13 protein-coding genes are annotated in these 12,845 nt (G+C 66.2%); 3 read left to right on the top strand and 10 right to left on the bottom strand.

Going from position 1 to position 12,845, the window contains the following annotated elements:
- Positions 1-25: 25 nt before the first annotated feature.
- The 8 genes from CV_RS16680 to minC form a co-directional block, all read right to left on the bottom strand.
- Positions 26-487 (bottom strand): MarR family winged helix-turn-helix transcriptional regulator, encoded by a 462-nt coding sequence (locus tag CV_RS16680; RefSeq protein ID WP_011136930.1) that lies wholly within the window; start codon positions 485-487, stop codon positions 26-28.
- Positions 488-763: 276 nt separating this feature from the next.
- Positions 764-2,779: a M3 family metallopeptidase gene (locus CV_RS16675; protein WP_011136928.1), complete on the bottom strand. Its 2,016-nt coding sequence runs from the start codon at positions 2,777-2,779 to the stop codon at positions 764-766.
- 64 nt (positions 2,780-2,843) lie between these two features.
- Positions 2,844-4,868, bottom strand: a complete 2,025-nt coding sequence (locus tag CV_RS16670; protein ID WP_011136927.1) for a M3 family metallopeptidase — start codon at positions 4,866-4,868, stop codon at positions 2,844-2,846.
- 86 nt (positions 4,869-4,954) lie between these two features.
- Positions 4,955-5,236 carry a hypothetical protein gene (locus CV_RS16665; RefSeq protein ID WP_011136926.1) on the bottom strand — a complete coding sequence of 94 codons (282 nt, stop codon included), beginning with the start codon at positions 5,234-5,236 and terminating at the stop codon, positions 4,955-4,957.
- A gap of 71 nt (positions 5,237-5,307) precedes the next feature.
- On the bottom strand, positions 5,308-6,246 hold the full coding sequence (locus tag CV_RS16660; RefSeq protein ID WP_011136925.1) for a LysR substrate-binding domain-containing protein: 939 nt from the start codon (positions 6,244-6,246) through the stop codon (positions 5,308-5,310).
- Positions 6,247-6,249: 3 nt separating this feature from the next.
- Complete coding sequence (gene minE / locus CV_RS16655; protein ID WP_011136924.1) at positions 6,250-6,507, bottom strand: cell division topological specificity factor MinE; 258 nt, start codon at positions 6,505-6,507, stop codon at positions 6,250-6,252.
- 3 nt (positions 6,508-6,510) lie between these two features.
- Positions 6,511-7,323, bottom strand: a complete 813-nt coding sequence (gene minD / locus CV_RS16650; RefSeq protein WP_011136923.1) for a septum site-determining protein MinD — start codon at positions 7,321-7,323, stop codon at positions 6,511-6,513.
- A 20-nt stretch (positions 7,324-7,343) separates the two neighbouring features.
- Positions 7,344-8,066 carry a septum site-determining protein MinC gene (gene minC, locus CV_RS16645; RefSeq protein ID WP_011136922.1) on the bottom strand — a complete coding sequence of 241 codons (723 nt, stop codon included), beginning with the start codon at positions 8,064-8,066 and terminating at the stop codon, positions 7,344-7,346.
- A gap of 409 nt (positions 8,067-8,475) precedes the next feature.
- On the opposite strand from minC, the gene CV_RS16640 reads away from it, so the two are divergent.
- Entirely contained in the window at positions 8,476-9,045 is a 570-nt protein-coding gene (locus tag CV_RS16640; protein ID WP_011136921.1) for a phasin family protein, read from the top strand.
- Between the two features lie 54 nt (positions 9,046-9,099).
- Here the strand turns inward: CV_RS16640 and CV_RS22320 are convergent, their stop codons facing one another.
- Together CV_RS22320 and ppa are read right to left on the bottom strand one after the other, a co-directional pair.
- Positions 9,100-9,822: a hypothetical protein gene (locus CV_RS22320; protein ID WP_052278866.1), complete on the bottom strand. Its 723-nt coding sequence runs from the start codon at positions 9,820-9,822 to the stop codon at positions 9,100-9,102.
- Between the two features lie 165 nt (positions 9,823-9,987).
- Positions 9,988-10,515, bottom strand: a complete 528-nt coding sequence (gene ppa / locus CV_RS16630) for an inorganic diphosphatase (protein ID WP_011136919.1) — start codon at positions 10,513-10,515, stop codon at positions 9,988-9,990.
- A 127-nt stretch (positions 10,516-10,642) separates the two neighbouring features.
- On the opposite strand from ppa, the gene coq7 reads away from it, so the two are divergent.
- Positions 10,643-11,263 carry a 2-polyprenyl-3-methyl-6-methoxy-1,4-benzoquinone monooxygenase gene (coq7, locus tag CV_RS16625; protein WP_011136918.1) on the top strand — a complete coding sequence of 207 codons (621 nt, stop codon included), beginning with the start codon at positions 10,643-10,645 and terminating at the stop codon, positions 11,261-11,263.
- 242 nt (positions 11,264-11,505) lie between these two features.
- Positions 11,506-12,834 (top strand): anaerobic C4-dicarboxylate transporter, encoded by a 1,329-nt coding sequence (locus tag CV_RS16620; RefSeq protein ID WP_011136917.1) that lies wholly within the window; start codon positions 11,506-11,508, stop codon positions 12,832-12,834.
- Positions 12,835-12,845 lie beyond the last annotated feature (11 nt).

Raw genomic sequence — 12,845 nt, 5'->3', positions numbered from 1 at the left:
GTTTTTGTTTGGGCGGCGGGAGGGATCAGGGCTGCATGTGCTCGGACAGCTTGCCGTTGATCATGAACCAGTCGCGGGTGGCCTTGTCGCCGCAATCGTCGAAGGCGTTTTGCAGCACGCGCTGCTGTTCGCGGTGCAGGTTTTCCTCCAGCTTGACGCCTTCCTCGCTCAAGGTCAGCTGTTTGACGCGCTTGTCGTGCGGCGCCGGCTGGCTGAGGATCAGCTCCATCTCCATCAACTGGCGCAACGGGATGTTGATCGCCTGCTTGGTGACGCCGAGGAAGGACAGCAAATCCTTGACCGACAGTTTGGGGTAGCGCGCCACGAAGAACAGGATGCGGTGGTGGACGCGGGCCAGGCCGCGCCGCGCCAGCATCTCGTCCGGTTTGGCGGTCAGCGCCTTGTACGCGTAGTAGAAAATCTCGATCGCTGCCCGGGTGTCCAGCCCGGTTTCCGCCTCCTTCTTGCTTGCAACAGACTGGCTCATGTCATGTCCTGTTCAGGTTGATGGACGCCGGCGACCGCCGGCGCGGGTGAAGCTCAGCGCTCGCGGATCATCGCCTTGACGCTGGAAAGCGTCTGGGGCCGGTGTCTCCGACCGCGCCCAGGCCAAGGCCTGGCCGCTGGGCAGGCTGCGCATGCGTGTCTGCATCGAAGCGCTAGGCCGCGGATGCGTCAGTATCCCGGCGGAGGCGGAATAGATCAATGACATTTTCATTCCCCCGCCCGCGGGAGGGGGATGAGTGTTGCGGCGCGGCTGCGGCTAGACGGTCAACCCTCTTTTTTTCAGCATGGCCTGCACGGATGGTTCACGCCCGGAGAAAGCCTGGAAGGCTTGCTTGGGGTTGCGGGCGTTGCCTGCGCTGTAGATGTGGCGGCACAGCGAGGCGGCGAGCTCCGGATCGAACAGGTCGCCGCTTTCCTCGAAGCGGGCGAAAGCTTCGGCCTCCAGCACTTCCGCCCATAGGTAAACGTAGTAGCCAGCCGCGTAGCCGCCGTTGAACAGGTGGTTGAAGTGGGGCAGCGAGTGGGCAAGCCCGGCTTCCGCCGGCAGGCCGTAATGCTGGCATAGTTCCGTTTCGAAGGCCGCGGGGTCGTCGACGCCGTCGGCCTCCTGGTGCAGCGCCAGATCCAGCAGCGCCGATATCGTGTAGCGCACGGTGGCATAGCCCTGCTGGAAGTTCTGCGCGGCGAGAATGCGGGCGCGCAGCGCCTCTGGCATGGGACGGTCGGTTTCTGCGTGCCGCGCGTGCCTGTCCAGGATGTCCGGCGTCCAGGCCCAGTTTTCCATCAGCTGGGACGGCAGCTCGACGAAGTCGCGCAGCACCTGGGTGCCGGACAGGCGCTGATAGTCTACGTCCGACAGCAGACCATGCAGCGCGTGGCCGAATTCATGGAATAGCGTGCGCACGTCGTCCAGGCCCAGCAGCGTCGGCTCGCCCTTGGAAAAGTTGGTGTTGTTGACCACGATGGGCAGAGACAGTCCGCCATGGCGGCCCTGGGCGCGGTAGACGCTCATCCAGGCGCCGCCCTTCTTGCCGGGGCGGGCGAAGTTGTCGCTGAGGAACACGCCGATGACGGCGCCGTCGCGCAGCACCTCCCAGCCGCGCAGGTCCGGGTGGTAGCGCGGCAGGTCGCCGCGCTCGGCGAAGCTCAGGCCGAACAGACGGCCGGCGACATCGAACATTGCGGCGATCATATTGTCCAGGCTGAAGTAGGGCTTGATTTCGGCGTCGTCCAGCGCGTAGCGCTCCAGCCTGACCTTCTCCGCCAGATAGCGCCAGTCCCAGGGCGCGATGTCATCGGGCAGCCCCTCGCGCCGGGCCGTCTCCTGCAACAGCGCCTTTTCCCGCGCGAACTGGGCGAGCGCGGCTTCCCAGGTCGGCTCCAGCAGCCGGTACACCGCTTGCGGCGAACCCGCCATGCGGTCGCTCAGCGCGTAATCGGCATAATTGGCGTAGCCGAGCAGACGGGCCTGGCGTTGGCGCAGTTGCAGCATGCGGCGGATCAGAGGGCGGTTGTCGCGCGCCTGTGTCGTTCCGCGCGAAGTCCAGGCGCGCCACAGCGCCTGGCGCAGGTCGGCGCGGCTGGAGTGGGTGAGGAAGGCGACCGTGCTGGAGCGCGCCAGCGTGATGGCGTGGCCGTCCAAGCCGCGCTCGCGCGCGGCGCGGGCCGACGCGTCCCGCAGCCAGCCGGGCAGGCCGGCGAGATCGGCCTCGTTCTGCAATTGGAGCGCGTACTCCGTTTCGTCGGCCAGCACGTTCTGGCCGAAGGCGGCGGACAGCGACGCCAGCTCGGCGACGCAATCGGCGAATTCGCGCCTCGCTTCGCCTTGCAGCCGGGCGCCGGCCAAGGTGAAGTCCAGGTGCCAGCGCTGCAGCAGGCGGCGTTGTTCCTCGCTCAACTCCCAGCCGGGCGCCGCGCGCATCGCCTCGTCCAGTCGGGCGAACAGTTGCGTGTCCAGGAAAATGGCGCTGTGGTGGGCGGCCAGCCGCGGCGCCAGCTCGCGCTCGACGGCGCGCAGTTCCGGGCTGGAGTGCGAACTGCACAGATTGTGCAGCACCAGCGTCACGCGTTTCAGCGGCAGCGCGGCGGCGTCCAGCGCTTCCGCGGTGTTGGCGAAGCTGACGGGGCCGGTCTGGGCGGCGATGGCGGAGATGGCCCGCCTGTGCTCGGCCATCAACTGCTCGATGGCGGGCGCGAAGTGCTCGGCGCGAATGAGATCGAACGGCGGCAGCTGGTGTGGCGTGTCCCAGGCTTGCAGCAGCGGGTTGTTCATGATGATTCCTTGGCGCCGGAGCGGCAATGTAGCAGCCGCCGGGCGGTCCCGGCGGCTCGGTCCCTTACAGCAGGCCGCGGTTTTTCAGCATCGCTTCCGCTTGCGGATCGCGGCCGCGGAAGGCGCGGAAGGCGGCGCGCTGCTCGCGGGCGTCGCCGGCGCTGTAGATGTGGCGGTACAGCTTGTCCGCCAGTTCCGGATCAAACGGGTCGCCGGCTTCCTCGAACGCGGCGAACGCTTCGGCTTCCAGCACTTCCGCCCACATGTAGACGTAGTAGCCGGCGGCGTAGGCGTCGTCGGAGAAGATATGGCCGAAGTGGGGCGGGCGGTGATTCATGCCGGCCGCCGGCGGGATGCCCAGCCGCTCGCGCTCCGCCGCCTCGAAGGCGGCGATGTCGACGCCCTCGGCGTCGGCGCGCTCGTGCAGCGCCAGGTCGATCAGCGTGGACGCGGCGTAGCGCACCGTTTCGAAGCCCTGGTTGAAGTGGCGCGCCGCCTTGATCTTGGCGACCAGTTCGGCCGGGATGGCCGCGCCGGTTTGCGCGTGGCGGGCGTGTTTTTCCAGCACCTCCGGCACCAGCGCCCAGTTCTCCATCAGCTGCGACGGCAGCTCGACGTAGTCCCATGGGCAGTTGGGGCTGGCCAGCAGCCGGTATTCGACATCGGACAGCAGGCCGTGCAGGCCGTGGCCGAATTCGTGGAACAGCGTGCGCACGTCGTCGAAGCTCAGCAGCGTCTGGCCGCGGCCGGACTTGGCGAAGTTGTTGTTGTTGACGACGATGGGCAGCGCCACGCCGCCGTTGCGGGCCTGCCAGCGGTAGACATGCATCCAGGCGCCGCCGCGCTTGTTCTGGCGGGCGTAGTTGTCGCCTAGGAACAGGCCGATCACCTTGCCGCCGCGGCTGACGTCCCAGGCGCGCACGTCGGGGTGGTAGAGCTTGAGGTCGTGCCGTTCGGCGAACTCGAGGCCGAACAGGCGGCCGGCGACGTCGAACATCGCGGCGATCATATTGTCCAGGCCGAAGTAGGGCTTGATCTCGGCGTCGTCCAGCGCGTAGCGGGCGATACGCACTTTCTCCGCCAGGTAAAACCAGTCCCAGGGCTGGATGTCGGCCGGCTCGCCGAGCTTGGCGGCCTCTTCGCGCAGCATCGCTTTTTCCGCTTCGAAGCGGGCCTTGGCCGGCTCCCACACCTGGTCCATCAGCGCGTGGACCGCGGCCGGGGTGCCGGCCATGCGGTTGGCGATCGCATAGTCGGCGAAGCTGGCGTAGCCGAGCAGCCCGGCCTGCTCGACGCGCAGCGCCAGGATCTGCCTGGCCAGCGGACGGTTGTCGCGCTCCGGGTGTTCGCCGCGGCCGGTCCAGGCGCGCCAAGCGGTTTCGCGCAGCTCGCGGCGGGCGGAGAAGGTGAGGAAGGGCACGATGGACGAGCGCGACAGCGTGATCGCCCAGCCCGGCAAGCCGCGCGCTTCGGCCGCTGCGCGGGCGGCGTCCAGCAGGAAGGGAGGCAGGCCGGCGAGGTCGGCCTCGCCCAGCTGCAGCGCGTATTCGCTTTCGTCGGCCAGCACGTTTTGGCTGAAGGCGGTGGTCAGTTCGGCCAGCCGGGACACGATGTCGGCGTAACGCCGGCGGTCGTCGCCTTGCAGCTTGGCGCCGGCGCGGACGAAGTCGCGGTGGATCAGGTCCAGCAGCCGGCCCTGTTCCTCGCTCAGCCCCAGGCTGTCCCGCCGGGCATGGACGGCGTCGAGCCGGGCGAAGAAACCCTCGTGCATGTATACGCGGCTGCGGTGGCCGGCCAGCTTGGGCGCCATCCGGCGCTCCACTTCCTGCAGCTCGGGCGAGGTTTCCGACGCGGTCAGGTTGTCCAGCAGCAGTTGGGCGCGCTCCAGCTTCAGGCCGCAGCGATCGAAGGCGGCGGCGGTGTTGTCGAAGTCGGCGGGTTCCGCCCGCGCCGCCAGCGCGTCGATCTCGGCCAGGTGTTCGGCGAACAGCGCGTCGAAGGCCGGTTCGAAGTGCTCGGGACGGATCTGCTCGAACGGGGGCAACTGGTGCGGGGTGGTCCAGTCTTGCAGCAGGGGATTGGCGTTCATGGCGCTCTTCTCGCTTGGGTTGGCGTTGAGCTCATGACTTTAGCATTGTTTCGGGTCGGAACAAACCAATCCATGCCGAAGAAATGTCATAGGTTCTGCGCGATGCGCCACAGCACGCCGGATGGGTCGGTCAGCGTGAAGTCCAGCATGCGCCATGGCTGCTGTGTCAGGTCGCCGATTGCCATTTGGTATTGCTCGGCGATGCCGCGGCGCTGAAGCTCCCCATTCCAAGCGGCGTGCGCGAAGTAGGCGATGCCGTCGCCGACGAATTTCCGCTTAAAGCCGACATCCTGGTAAAAGGCCTGGGACAGGGCGAAGTCACGGCTTGGGATGAAGGCTTTCAGTTCGACGGTATTCGGATTCGGCATGGCGACGCTCCTTTGGGATATGAAAAACCCGCCTCGGCTACGCCGGGCGGGTTTGTCGGGCAATGGCGGCGTCATGCCAGCTTCGGCTCGCCTTCCAGCATGACGACATCGGGCAGGCCTGAGCGGAACACCGCTTGGCGCAGCGTCTCGATCGCCTTCTTGCGGAAGAACTGCTTGCGCGTCACCAGCAGCACGCGGCGCTGCGGCGCCGGCGAGTCGAAGGGCACGATGGACAGCAGCGATTCATCTCCGGAGCCGACCGAGGTGGCCGGCATCACGGTGACGCCCATGCCGCTGGCCACCATGTGGCGTATCGTGTTCAGCGAGCTGCCCTGCAGCGCGCTGGCCAGATTGTTGCCGTGGTTCTGCCGGGCGGACAGCTCGCTGCAGGTCTGCAGCACCTGGTCGCGGAAGCAGTTGCCCTGAGTCAGCAGCAGCACGCTTTCCTCGGCCAGCTGGCAGGGCTGGATCGCCTGCTGCTTTTCCCAGGGATGGCCCTTGGGCGTGGCGACGACGAAGGGCTCGTCGTACAGCGGCCAGGCCTCGATGCCGGTTTCTTCGAAAGGATCGGCGACGATGATGGCGTCGACCTCGCCGCGCTTGAGCATTTCTGCCAGCCGGGAGGTGTAGTTCTCCTCCAGGATCAGCGGCATGTCCGGCGCCAGGATGCGCAGCGCCGGAATCAGCTTGGGCAGCAGGTAGGGGCTGATCGTGAAGATCACGCCCAGCTTCAGCGGCCCGGCCAGCTCGTTCTGGTGCTCTCCGGCCAGGCGCTTGACCGCTTCGGCCTCCTCCAGCACGCGCTGGGACTGCTCGATGATGCGCTCGCCTATCTCGGTGACGGCCACTTCCTGGCCGCCGCGTTCAAACAGGGTGATGCCCAGCTCGTCTTCCAGCTTCTTGATGGCGATCGACAGCGTCGGCTGGCTGACGAAGCAGCTCTGGGCCGCGCGGCCGAAGTGGCGCTCGCGCGCCACCGCCACGATGTAGCGCAGTTCGGTCAGCGTCATGGCTTAGCGTTGGTGCTCCGGCAGCACGATGTTGACTTCCAGGACCTCGTAGTCGTCCTGGCGCTCGACCTGAACCTTGATGTCTTCCAGGTTGACGGACACGTACTTGGAAATCACTTCCATCAGCTCGCGCTGCAGCGCGGGCAGATAGTCGGGCGCGTGGCGGCCGTTGCGCTCGTGCGCCAGGATGATCTGCAGACGTTCGCGGGCGATGGCGGCGGATTTCTGGCGCTTGCCAAAAATCATATCAATCAGTGACATGGCTTAACCTCCGAACAGGCGCTTGAGGATGCCCACCTTGGGGGCGTCCAGGAAGCGCATCGGGCGTTCTTCGCCCAGGAAGCGCGAGATCACGTCGCCGTAGGCTTCGGCCACGTCGCTGCCCTTCAGGTGGATGGCGGGGGTGCCGGAGTTGGATGCCTGCAGCACGCTCTGGGATTCGGGGATGACGCCGATCAGCGGCACGCGCAGGATTTCCTTCACGTCGTCCACCGAAAGCATTTCGCCCTTGTCCACGCGGCCCGGCGCGTAGCGGGTGATCAGCAGGTGCTCCTTCACCGGCTCCCGGTTCTCCTCGGCGCGCTTGGACTTGGACGACAGGATGCCCAGGATGCGGTCGGAGTCGCGCACCGACGACACTTCCGGATTGGTGACGATCAGCGCCTCGTCGGCGAAGTAGAGCGACATCAGCGCGCCCTTCTCGATGCCGGCGGGTGAGTCGCAGACGATGTAGTCGAAGCCGGCTTCTTCCAGGTCCTTCAGCACCTTCTCCACGCCTTCTATCGTCAGCGCGTCCTTGTCGCGGGTTTGGGAGGCCGGGAGGATGTAGAGATTGTCGCAGTGCTTGTCCTTGATCAGCGCCTGGTTCAGGCTGGCTTCGCCGTTGACCACGTTGATCAGGTCGTACACCACGCGGCGTTCGCAGCCCATGATCAGGTCCAGGTTGCGCAGGCCGACGTCGAAGTCGATCACGGCAGTTTTGTGGCCGCGCAGTGCCAGGCCGGAGGCGAAGCTCGCGCTGGTGGTGGTTTTGCCTACGCCACCCTTGCCGGATGTCACAACGATGATTTTTGCCACGGGGCTTTCCTTTGGATGTGTTACTCGCCGAGCGCGGTCATCACCAGCCGCTCGTTCTCAAGATAGATTTGGGTGGGCTTGCCCAGAATGCTGTCCGGCAAGGCTTGCTCGATCGTGCGGTACACGCCGGCGATGGATACCAGCTCGGCCTCCATGCTGCGGGCGAAGATGCGGGCGGCGTGGTTGCCGCGCGCGCCGGCCAGGGCGCGACCGCGCAAAGGTGCATAAACGTGTATGTTGCCGTCGGCGATGACTTCGGCGCCAGCGCTGACCATCGCCAGCACCACCAGGTCTCCGCCCTTGGCGTAGATCTGCTGGCCGGCGCGCACCGGCCGGTCGATGATCATGGTCGGCGCGGAAGCAGGGGCCGCTGCCGATTCGACGGCGGCTTTGGGCGCCGGTTCCGCGGCGGCCTGCGCCGAGCGCGGCTGGGCGGCGCTGTTGGCGAAGGCGAGGCCATAACGGCTGGCGACGGCGGCCAGCGCGTTGTCCGGGTGGCGCAGCGCGACCGCGCGGATGCCGCGGCGGCTGAGCAGCGGCAGCAGGCGGCCGAGGTCCAGCTCGGTCGGATTGGGCAGCGCTTCCACGTCGAGCACGAAGGCTTCGGCCGGGGCGTCGCTGGTGTCGCCGAAACGCGCATCCAGCGCCTGGCTCAGTTCGTCCAGGTTGTCGGTGCGCAGCAAGAGCGCCAGCAGATCGAGGCTGGCGGATTTAATGTCAAAGGCGTTGGCCACGGGGCTCATTGGGCTGGCTTTTATTCGGTAGATAGATTTCTTCTATGGGGCGAGTGTACTGGCTTGGGCGCGGCCTTTCAATGGCAATGGCCCGCTTGCCGGCCATGCCGTGGCGGCATGCAGACATCCGGAGGGCGGCCGCGTGCCGGTCGAGCGAAAAATGCTGTTGCGGCGCGCAAACGCCGCGTCGGAATCTTGCCTCCGGGGACAGGTGTTGCCTTGTAATGATTATGGAATAATCGCGTGATAAAACCGTGGCGGAATAGCCGTTTACTGCATTGTGCGTTGCAACAAATCCTTGACTGCGCGAAATGCGAGGCGTTAAAGTGTGCTTGTTGCAATGCAGCATTCGCGGAACAGCGGTGTTGTCGCTGCCGTACCGAGTCGTTGTCTACCCGACATACTAGGAGCCGATCACATGTTTACCACTACCCAGGAACTCTCCGCCCTCGGCCAGTCGCAGTTCGACAAGGCCGTCCGCCTGTCCTCGATCGTTCTGGCCGGCGCCGAGCGTTTCGCCAGCCTGCAGCTGGACCTGTCCCGCAAACTGCTGAACGACAATGCCGAGACCTTCAAGGCGCTGAGCGAAGTGAAGGACGCCAAAACGCTGGGCGAACTGCAGAGCAACCTGGCGCAGCCGGCGCTGGACCAGGCTTTTTCCGCAGCCCGCAATGTCTACGACGCCGCGCTGGTCACCCAGAACGAGCTGAGCAGCTTCGTCGAAGAGCAGATCGCCGAGAACAGCAAGGCGCTGCAGTCCGGCCTGGACCGCCTGTCCAAGAACGCGCCGGCCGGCTCAGACATCGCCGTCGCCGCGCTGAAGACCCTGCTGAACACCTCCACCGCCGCGTTTGAAAGCGTGTCCAAGACCGCGAAAAAAGTGAGCGCCGAGATCGCCGAAGCCGGCGTCGAAGCCGCCACCAATTCCGCGAAGGCCGCCAGCGCCGCCGTGTCCCGCAGCAAGAAGACCGCTTCTAGCGCCGCCTGATCCCGCGCGCTCTGGTCAAGTCATTCCCGCCGACGGCATGCCGCGGCGGGTTTTTCATTTCCTGGCGCCGGATGGCTCTTGCGGGCTGGCGGCCAGTTCATCCTGCAAAGCGGCCCAGTCCTGACCATCCGGCATCGCCAGCAGGATGGTCCTGGCCAGATTGGCCGCGTAATGGGCCGCGGCGTCGGGGGCGTGGGCCGGATACGGTGGGAGCTGGCCGACCCGCTCGGCCAGGTAGGCTTCGGCCAGCGCGCGCAGCTTGTCGGCCAGCGCCCATTGCCGGCGCAGCGCGCCTTCCCAGTCCAGCGCCCGCGGCTGGCCGTCTGGCGGAGGCAAGGAGAAGAGGCCCGCGTGCAGCAGGCCGGCGAAGGCGCGCTGGCAGAAACGCGCGCTGTGGACGGGGCCGCTATGCAGCCAGCAGCCGGGCTGGGGCGCCAGCGCGTCCAGTCCGGCGCGCGCCTGCGAGCCGGGCAGGGGGGCGTCGCCCACCAGCAACATGAAGCCGAATTCGCCGCCTGCGGGCATCCAGTCGCCGGCCAGTTCCGCGAAAGGCAGGCCGATGGCGCGGCAATGGGCGGCCCGCTCCGCCAGCGCCGCGTCGCCGTCGCGGCCCAGATCCAGCCAGCCGTCGGCAAACTCCAGGCCGATCCAATCGGCGGGCAGCCGCAGGGGGCGATTGTCTGCCGGCGCGGCCGCCAGTCCTTGCGCGGCAAGCCGGCGCAAGAACCAGGGAAGATGGGGAGCGTGCTCCCCTATGCGATAGGAAACGGCCATCATTCGGATACCACGGACCACCATGAAGCGAGGTTGCATGGAAAGCGTGGCAGATATCACCGGCCACGGCAAACCATTATCCTGCGGAATGCGAATATTGTGCAATGCAGCATCAGCCGGGCGATAAAAAAACCGGCCAGGTGGCCGGTTTGTCGCGCGGGAGGCAGCTTACTTGCCGAAGCGTTCGATGCCTTCGACCAGTTCGGTCTTGGCGTCTTCCAGCGTGCCCCAGCCCTGGATCTTGACCCACTTGCCCTTTTCCAGGTCCTTGTAGTGCTCGAAGAAGTGCACCATCTGGTTGCGCAGCAGTTCCGGCAGGTCTTCCAGTTTCTGGATGGACTTGTACATCGGGCACAGCTTCTCGACCGGGACGGCGACCAGCTTGGCGTCCACGCCGCCGTCGTCTTCCATCTTGATCAGGCCCAGCGCGCGGCAGCGCACCACCACGCCCGGCGGCAACGGGAACGGCGTGACCACCAGCACGTCCACCGGATCGCCGTCGCCGGCCAGGGTTTGCGGCACGAAACCGTAGTTGGCCGGGTACATCATGGAGGTGCCCATGAAGCGGTCCACCACCAGCGTGTTCCAGTCCTTGTCGAATTCGTACTTGATCGGAGCGGCGTTGGCGGAGATTTCGATGACGACGTTGAAGTCGCCCGGCATGTCCTTGCCCGGGCCGATGCTTGCGAGGTTCATTGCGCGCAATCCTTCGTGTTTGATGTAGATGAACGGGTTTAACCGGCCGATTATATCAGCAGCTGCCGGCGCTGTGCCCGCAAGGTATAATCGCCGGTTTGACGACGCTCGCTAGGAAGACCGCCCGATGCTGGACAAGTTGATCACCGAACTGGACAAGGGGCTGCGCACGCTCTGCGCGCCGGCGCACAGCGGCCGCGCGCATCCGGACCAGGATATCGCCGAGGCGGATCTTTCCGCGGCGGAGAAGAAGCATGCCTTGGGACTGATGCGGGTCAATCACTGCGGCGAGGTGTGCGCGCAGGCGCTGTACCAGGGGCAGGCATTGACCGCGCGCGACGCGTCGGCGCGCGAGGCGCTGCGCCAGGCGGCGCAGGAAGAGGTGGAGCACCTGGCCTGGACCGAGCGCCGCATCCGCGAGCTGGGCGGCAGGCCCAGCCTGCTCAATCCGCTGTGGTACACCGGCTCGCTGGCGCTGGGCGTGGCGGCCGGCGTGCTGGGCGACAAATGGAATCTGGGCTTCCTGCAGGAAACCGAGCGCCAGGTCGGCGCCCATCTGGACAGCCATCTGAGCGCCTTGCCGCCGGATGACGCCCGAAGCCGCGCCATCGTCCGCCAGATGCGCGACGACGAGTTGCAGCACGCCGAAATGGCGCATGAGCTGGGCGCGGCGGAATTGCCCGCGCCCGTGAAGGCGGCGATGAAGCTGTCGGCCAAGGTGATGACCGGCAGCAGCTACCGCGTGTAATGGCGTCCGCCACCCGATCGCGCTCCTCCCAGCCGGCCTTGCGCCGGCTTTTTGTTTGTCCTGCCTCAAACTTGGCTCGGATTCGCCATGCCGTCTTCATATCCTGTCAACCCGCGTCCTGCTTGCTTGATCAAGGTCTACCATCCGCATCCGCGCATGTCCTATAAACGGTCGCAATAGCAAGCGGCTGCGTTTCCGGCCCGGCTCATCCGGAGCCGGCCGGGCGGCCACGGAGAGCAGGCATGTGGACTTTCTGGATTGAATTCGCGTTGCTGCTGACCGCCATCCTGATCGGGATACGGCGCGGCGGCGTGGCGCTGGGGATGATAGGCGGCTTGGGCGTCGCGGTGATGGCCTTCGTGTTCCGGGTGGCGCCGGCCGAGCCGCCGATCACGGTGATGTTGATCATCCTGGCGGTGGTGACCGCGTCGGCCACGCTGCAGGTGGCGGGCGGGCTGGACTTCCTGGTGCAGCAGGCGGAGCGGCTGATGCGCAGGCATCCGCAGCAGATCACCTTCCTCGCGCCCTTGTCCACCTTTCTGCTCACCATGTGCGTCGGCACCGGCCACGCCGTGTATTCGCTGCTGCCGGTGATCGCCGACGTGTCGCTGAAAACCAAGATCCGCCCGGAGCGGCCGATGGCGATGGCCAGCGTGGCCTCGCAGATGGGCATCACCGCCAGCCCGGCGGCGGCGGCGGTGACCACGCTGCTGGCGCTGACCGCCAAGAGCGGGCAGCCGCTGAGCTTGTGGCAGATTCTGATCGTGACCATTCCGGCCGGTTTGGTCGGCGTGCTGGCCGCCGCCTTCTGGAGCCTGAGGCGCGGCGCCGAACTGGATCAGGATCCGGAATACCAGGCGCGGCTGCTGGACCCGGATTTCCGCGCGTCGATAGAAAAATCGGTGACCACGCTGGACAAGACGCTGCCCGCCCACGCCAAGCCGGCGGTGGTCCTGTTCTTCTCCGGCATTTTGCTGGTGGTGCTGCTGGCGCTGTTCCCGCACTGGCTGCCGCTGGACGGCAAGGGCAAGCCGGTGCCGATGACGACGGCGGTGCAGTTCGTGATGCTGGCCTTCGGCGCCTTCATCCTGTTCCTGTCCAAGGCCAAGGCCGCCGTGATCGCCCGCTCCGAAGTATTTACCGCCGGCATGATCGCCGTGGTGTCCATCTTCGGCATCGCCTGGATGAGCGACACCTTCGTCAAGGCCAACGAGGCCTTCCTGGTCGACAACATCAAGGTGATGGTGGCCTACGCGCCGTGGACCTTCGCGCTGGCGATGTTCGCGGTGTCGGCCTTCGTCAAGAGCCAGGCCGCCACGCTGACCATCATGGTGCCGTTCGGCCTGGCGCTGGGGCTGACCCCGCACCAGTTGCTGGCCATCATGCCGTCCTGTTACGCCTATTTCTTTTTCGCCTTTTATCCCAGCGACCTGGCGGCCATCAATATGGACCGCAGCGGCACCACCCGCATCGGCAAATATCTGCTCAACCACAGTTTCATGATGCCGGGCCTGATCGGGGTGGGCGTGTCCACGTTGGCGGCCTACGCATTGACACATTTTTATTTCTGACGAGGGGGAGT

The sequence above is a fragment of the Chromobacterium violaceum ATCC 12472 genome (genome assembly GCF_000007705.1).
GTDB classification, from domain to species: domain Bacteria; phylum Pseudomonadota; class Gammaproteobacteria; order Burkholderiales; family Chromobacteriaceae; genus Chromobacterium; species Chromobacterium violaceum.
This window is presented reverse-complemented; position numbering and strand designations above follow the sequence as displayed.

What these genes read in the sequence shown, in the direction of transcription:
- CV_RS16680 (WP_011136930.1), bottom strand. Translation starts at nt 487, where the DNA reads ATGAGCCAGTCTGTTGCAAGCAAGAAGGAGGCGGAAACCGGGCTGGAC.
- CV_RS16675 (WP_011136928.1), bottom strand. Translation starts at nt 2,779, where the DNA reads ATGAACAACCCGCTGCTGCAAGCCTGGGACACGCCACACCAGCTGCCG.
- CV_RS16670 (WP_011136927.1), bottom strand. Translation starts at nt 4,868, where the DNA reads ATGAACGCCAATCCCCTGCTGCAAGACTGGACCACCCCGCACCAGTTG.
- CV_RS16665 (WP_011136926.1), bottom strand. Translation starts at nt 5,236, where the DNA reads ATGCCGAATCCGAATACCGTCGAACTGAAAGCCTTCATCCCAAGCCGT.
- CV_RS16660 (WP_011136925.1), bottom strand. Translation starts at nt 6,246, where the DNA reads ATGACGCTGACCGAACTGCGCTACATCGTGGCGGTGGCGCGCGAGCGC.
- minE (WP_011136924.1), bottom strand. Translation starts at nt 6,507, where the DNA reads ATGTCACTGATTGATATGATTTTTGGCAAGCGCCAGAAATCCGCCGCC.
- minC (WP_011136922.1), bottom strand. Translation starts at nt 8,066, where the DNA reads ATGAGCCCCGTGGCCAACGCCTTTGACATTAAATCCGCCAGCCTCGAT.
- CV_RS16640 (WP_011136921.1), top strand. Translation starts at nt 8,476, where the DNA reads ATGTTTACCACTACCCAGGAACTCTCCGCCCTCGGCCAGTCGCAGTTC.
- CV_RS22320 (WP_052278866.1), bottom strand. Translation starts at nt 9,822, where the DNA reads ATGATGGCCGTTTCCTATCGCATAGGGGAGCACGCTCCCCATCTTCCC.
- ppa (WP_011136919.1), bottom strand. Translation starts at nt 10,515, where the DNA reads ATGAACCTCGCAAGCATCGGCCCGGGCAAGGACATGCCGGGCGACTTC.
- coq7 (WP_011136918.1), top strand. Translation starts at nt 10,643, where the DNA reads ATGCTGGACAAGTTGATCACCGAACTGGACAAGGGGCTGCGCACGCTC.
- CV_RS16620 (WP_011136917.1), top strand. Translation starts at nt 11,506, where the DNA reads ATGTGGACTTTCTGGATTGAATTCGCGTTGCTGCTGACCGCCATCCTG.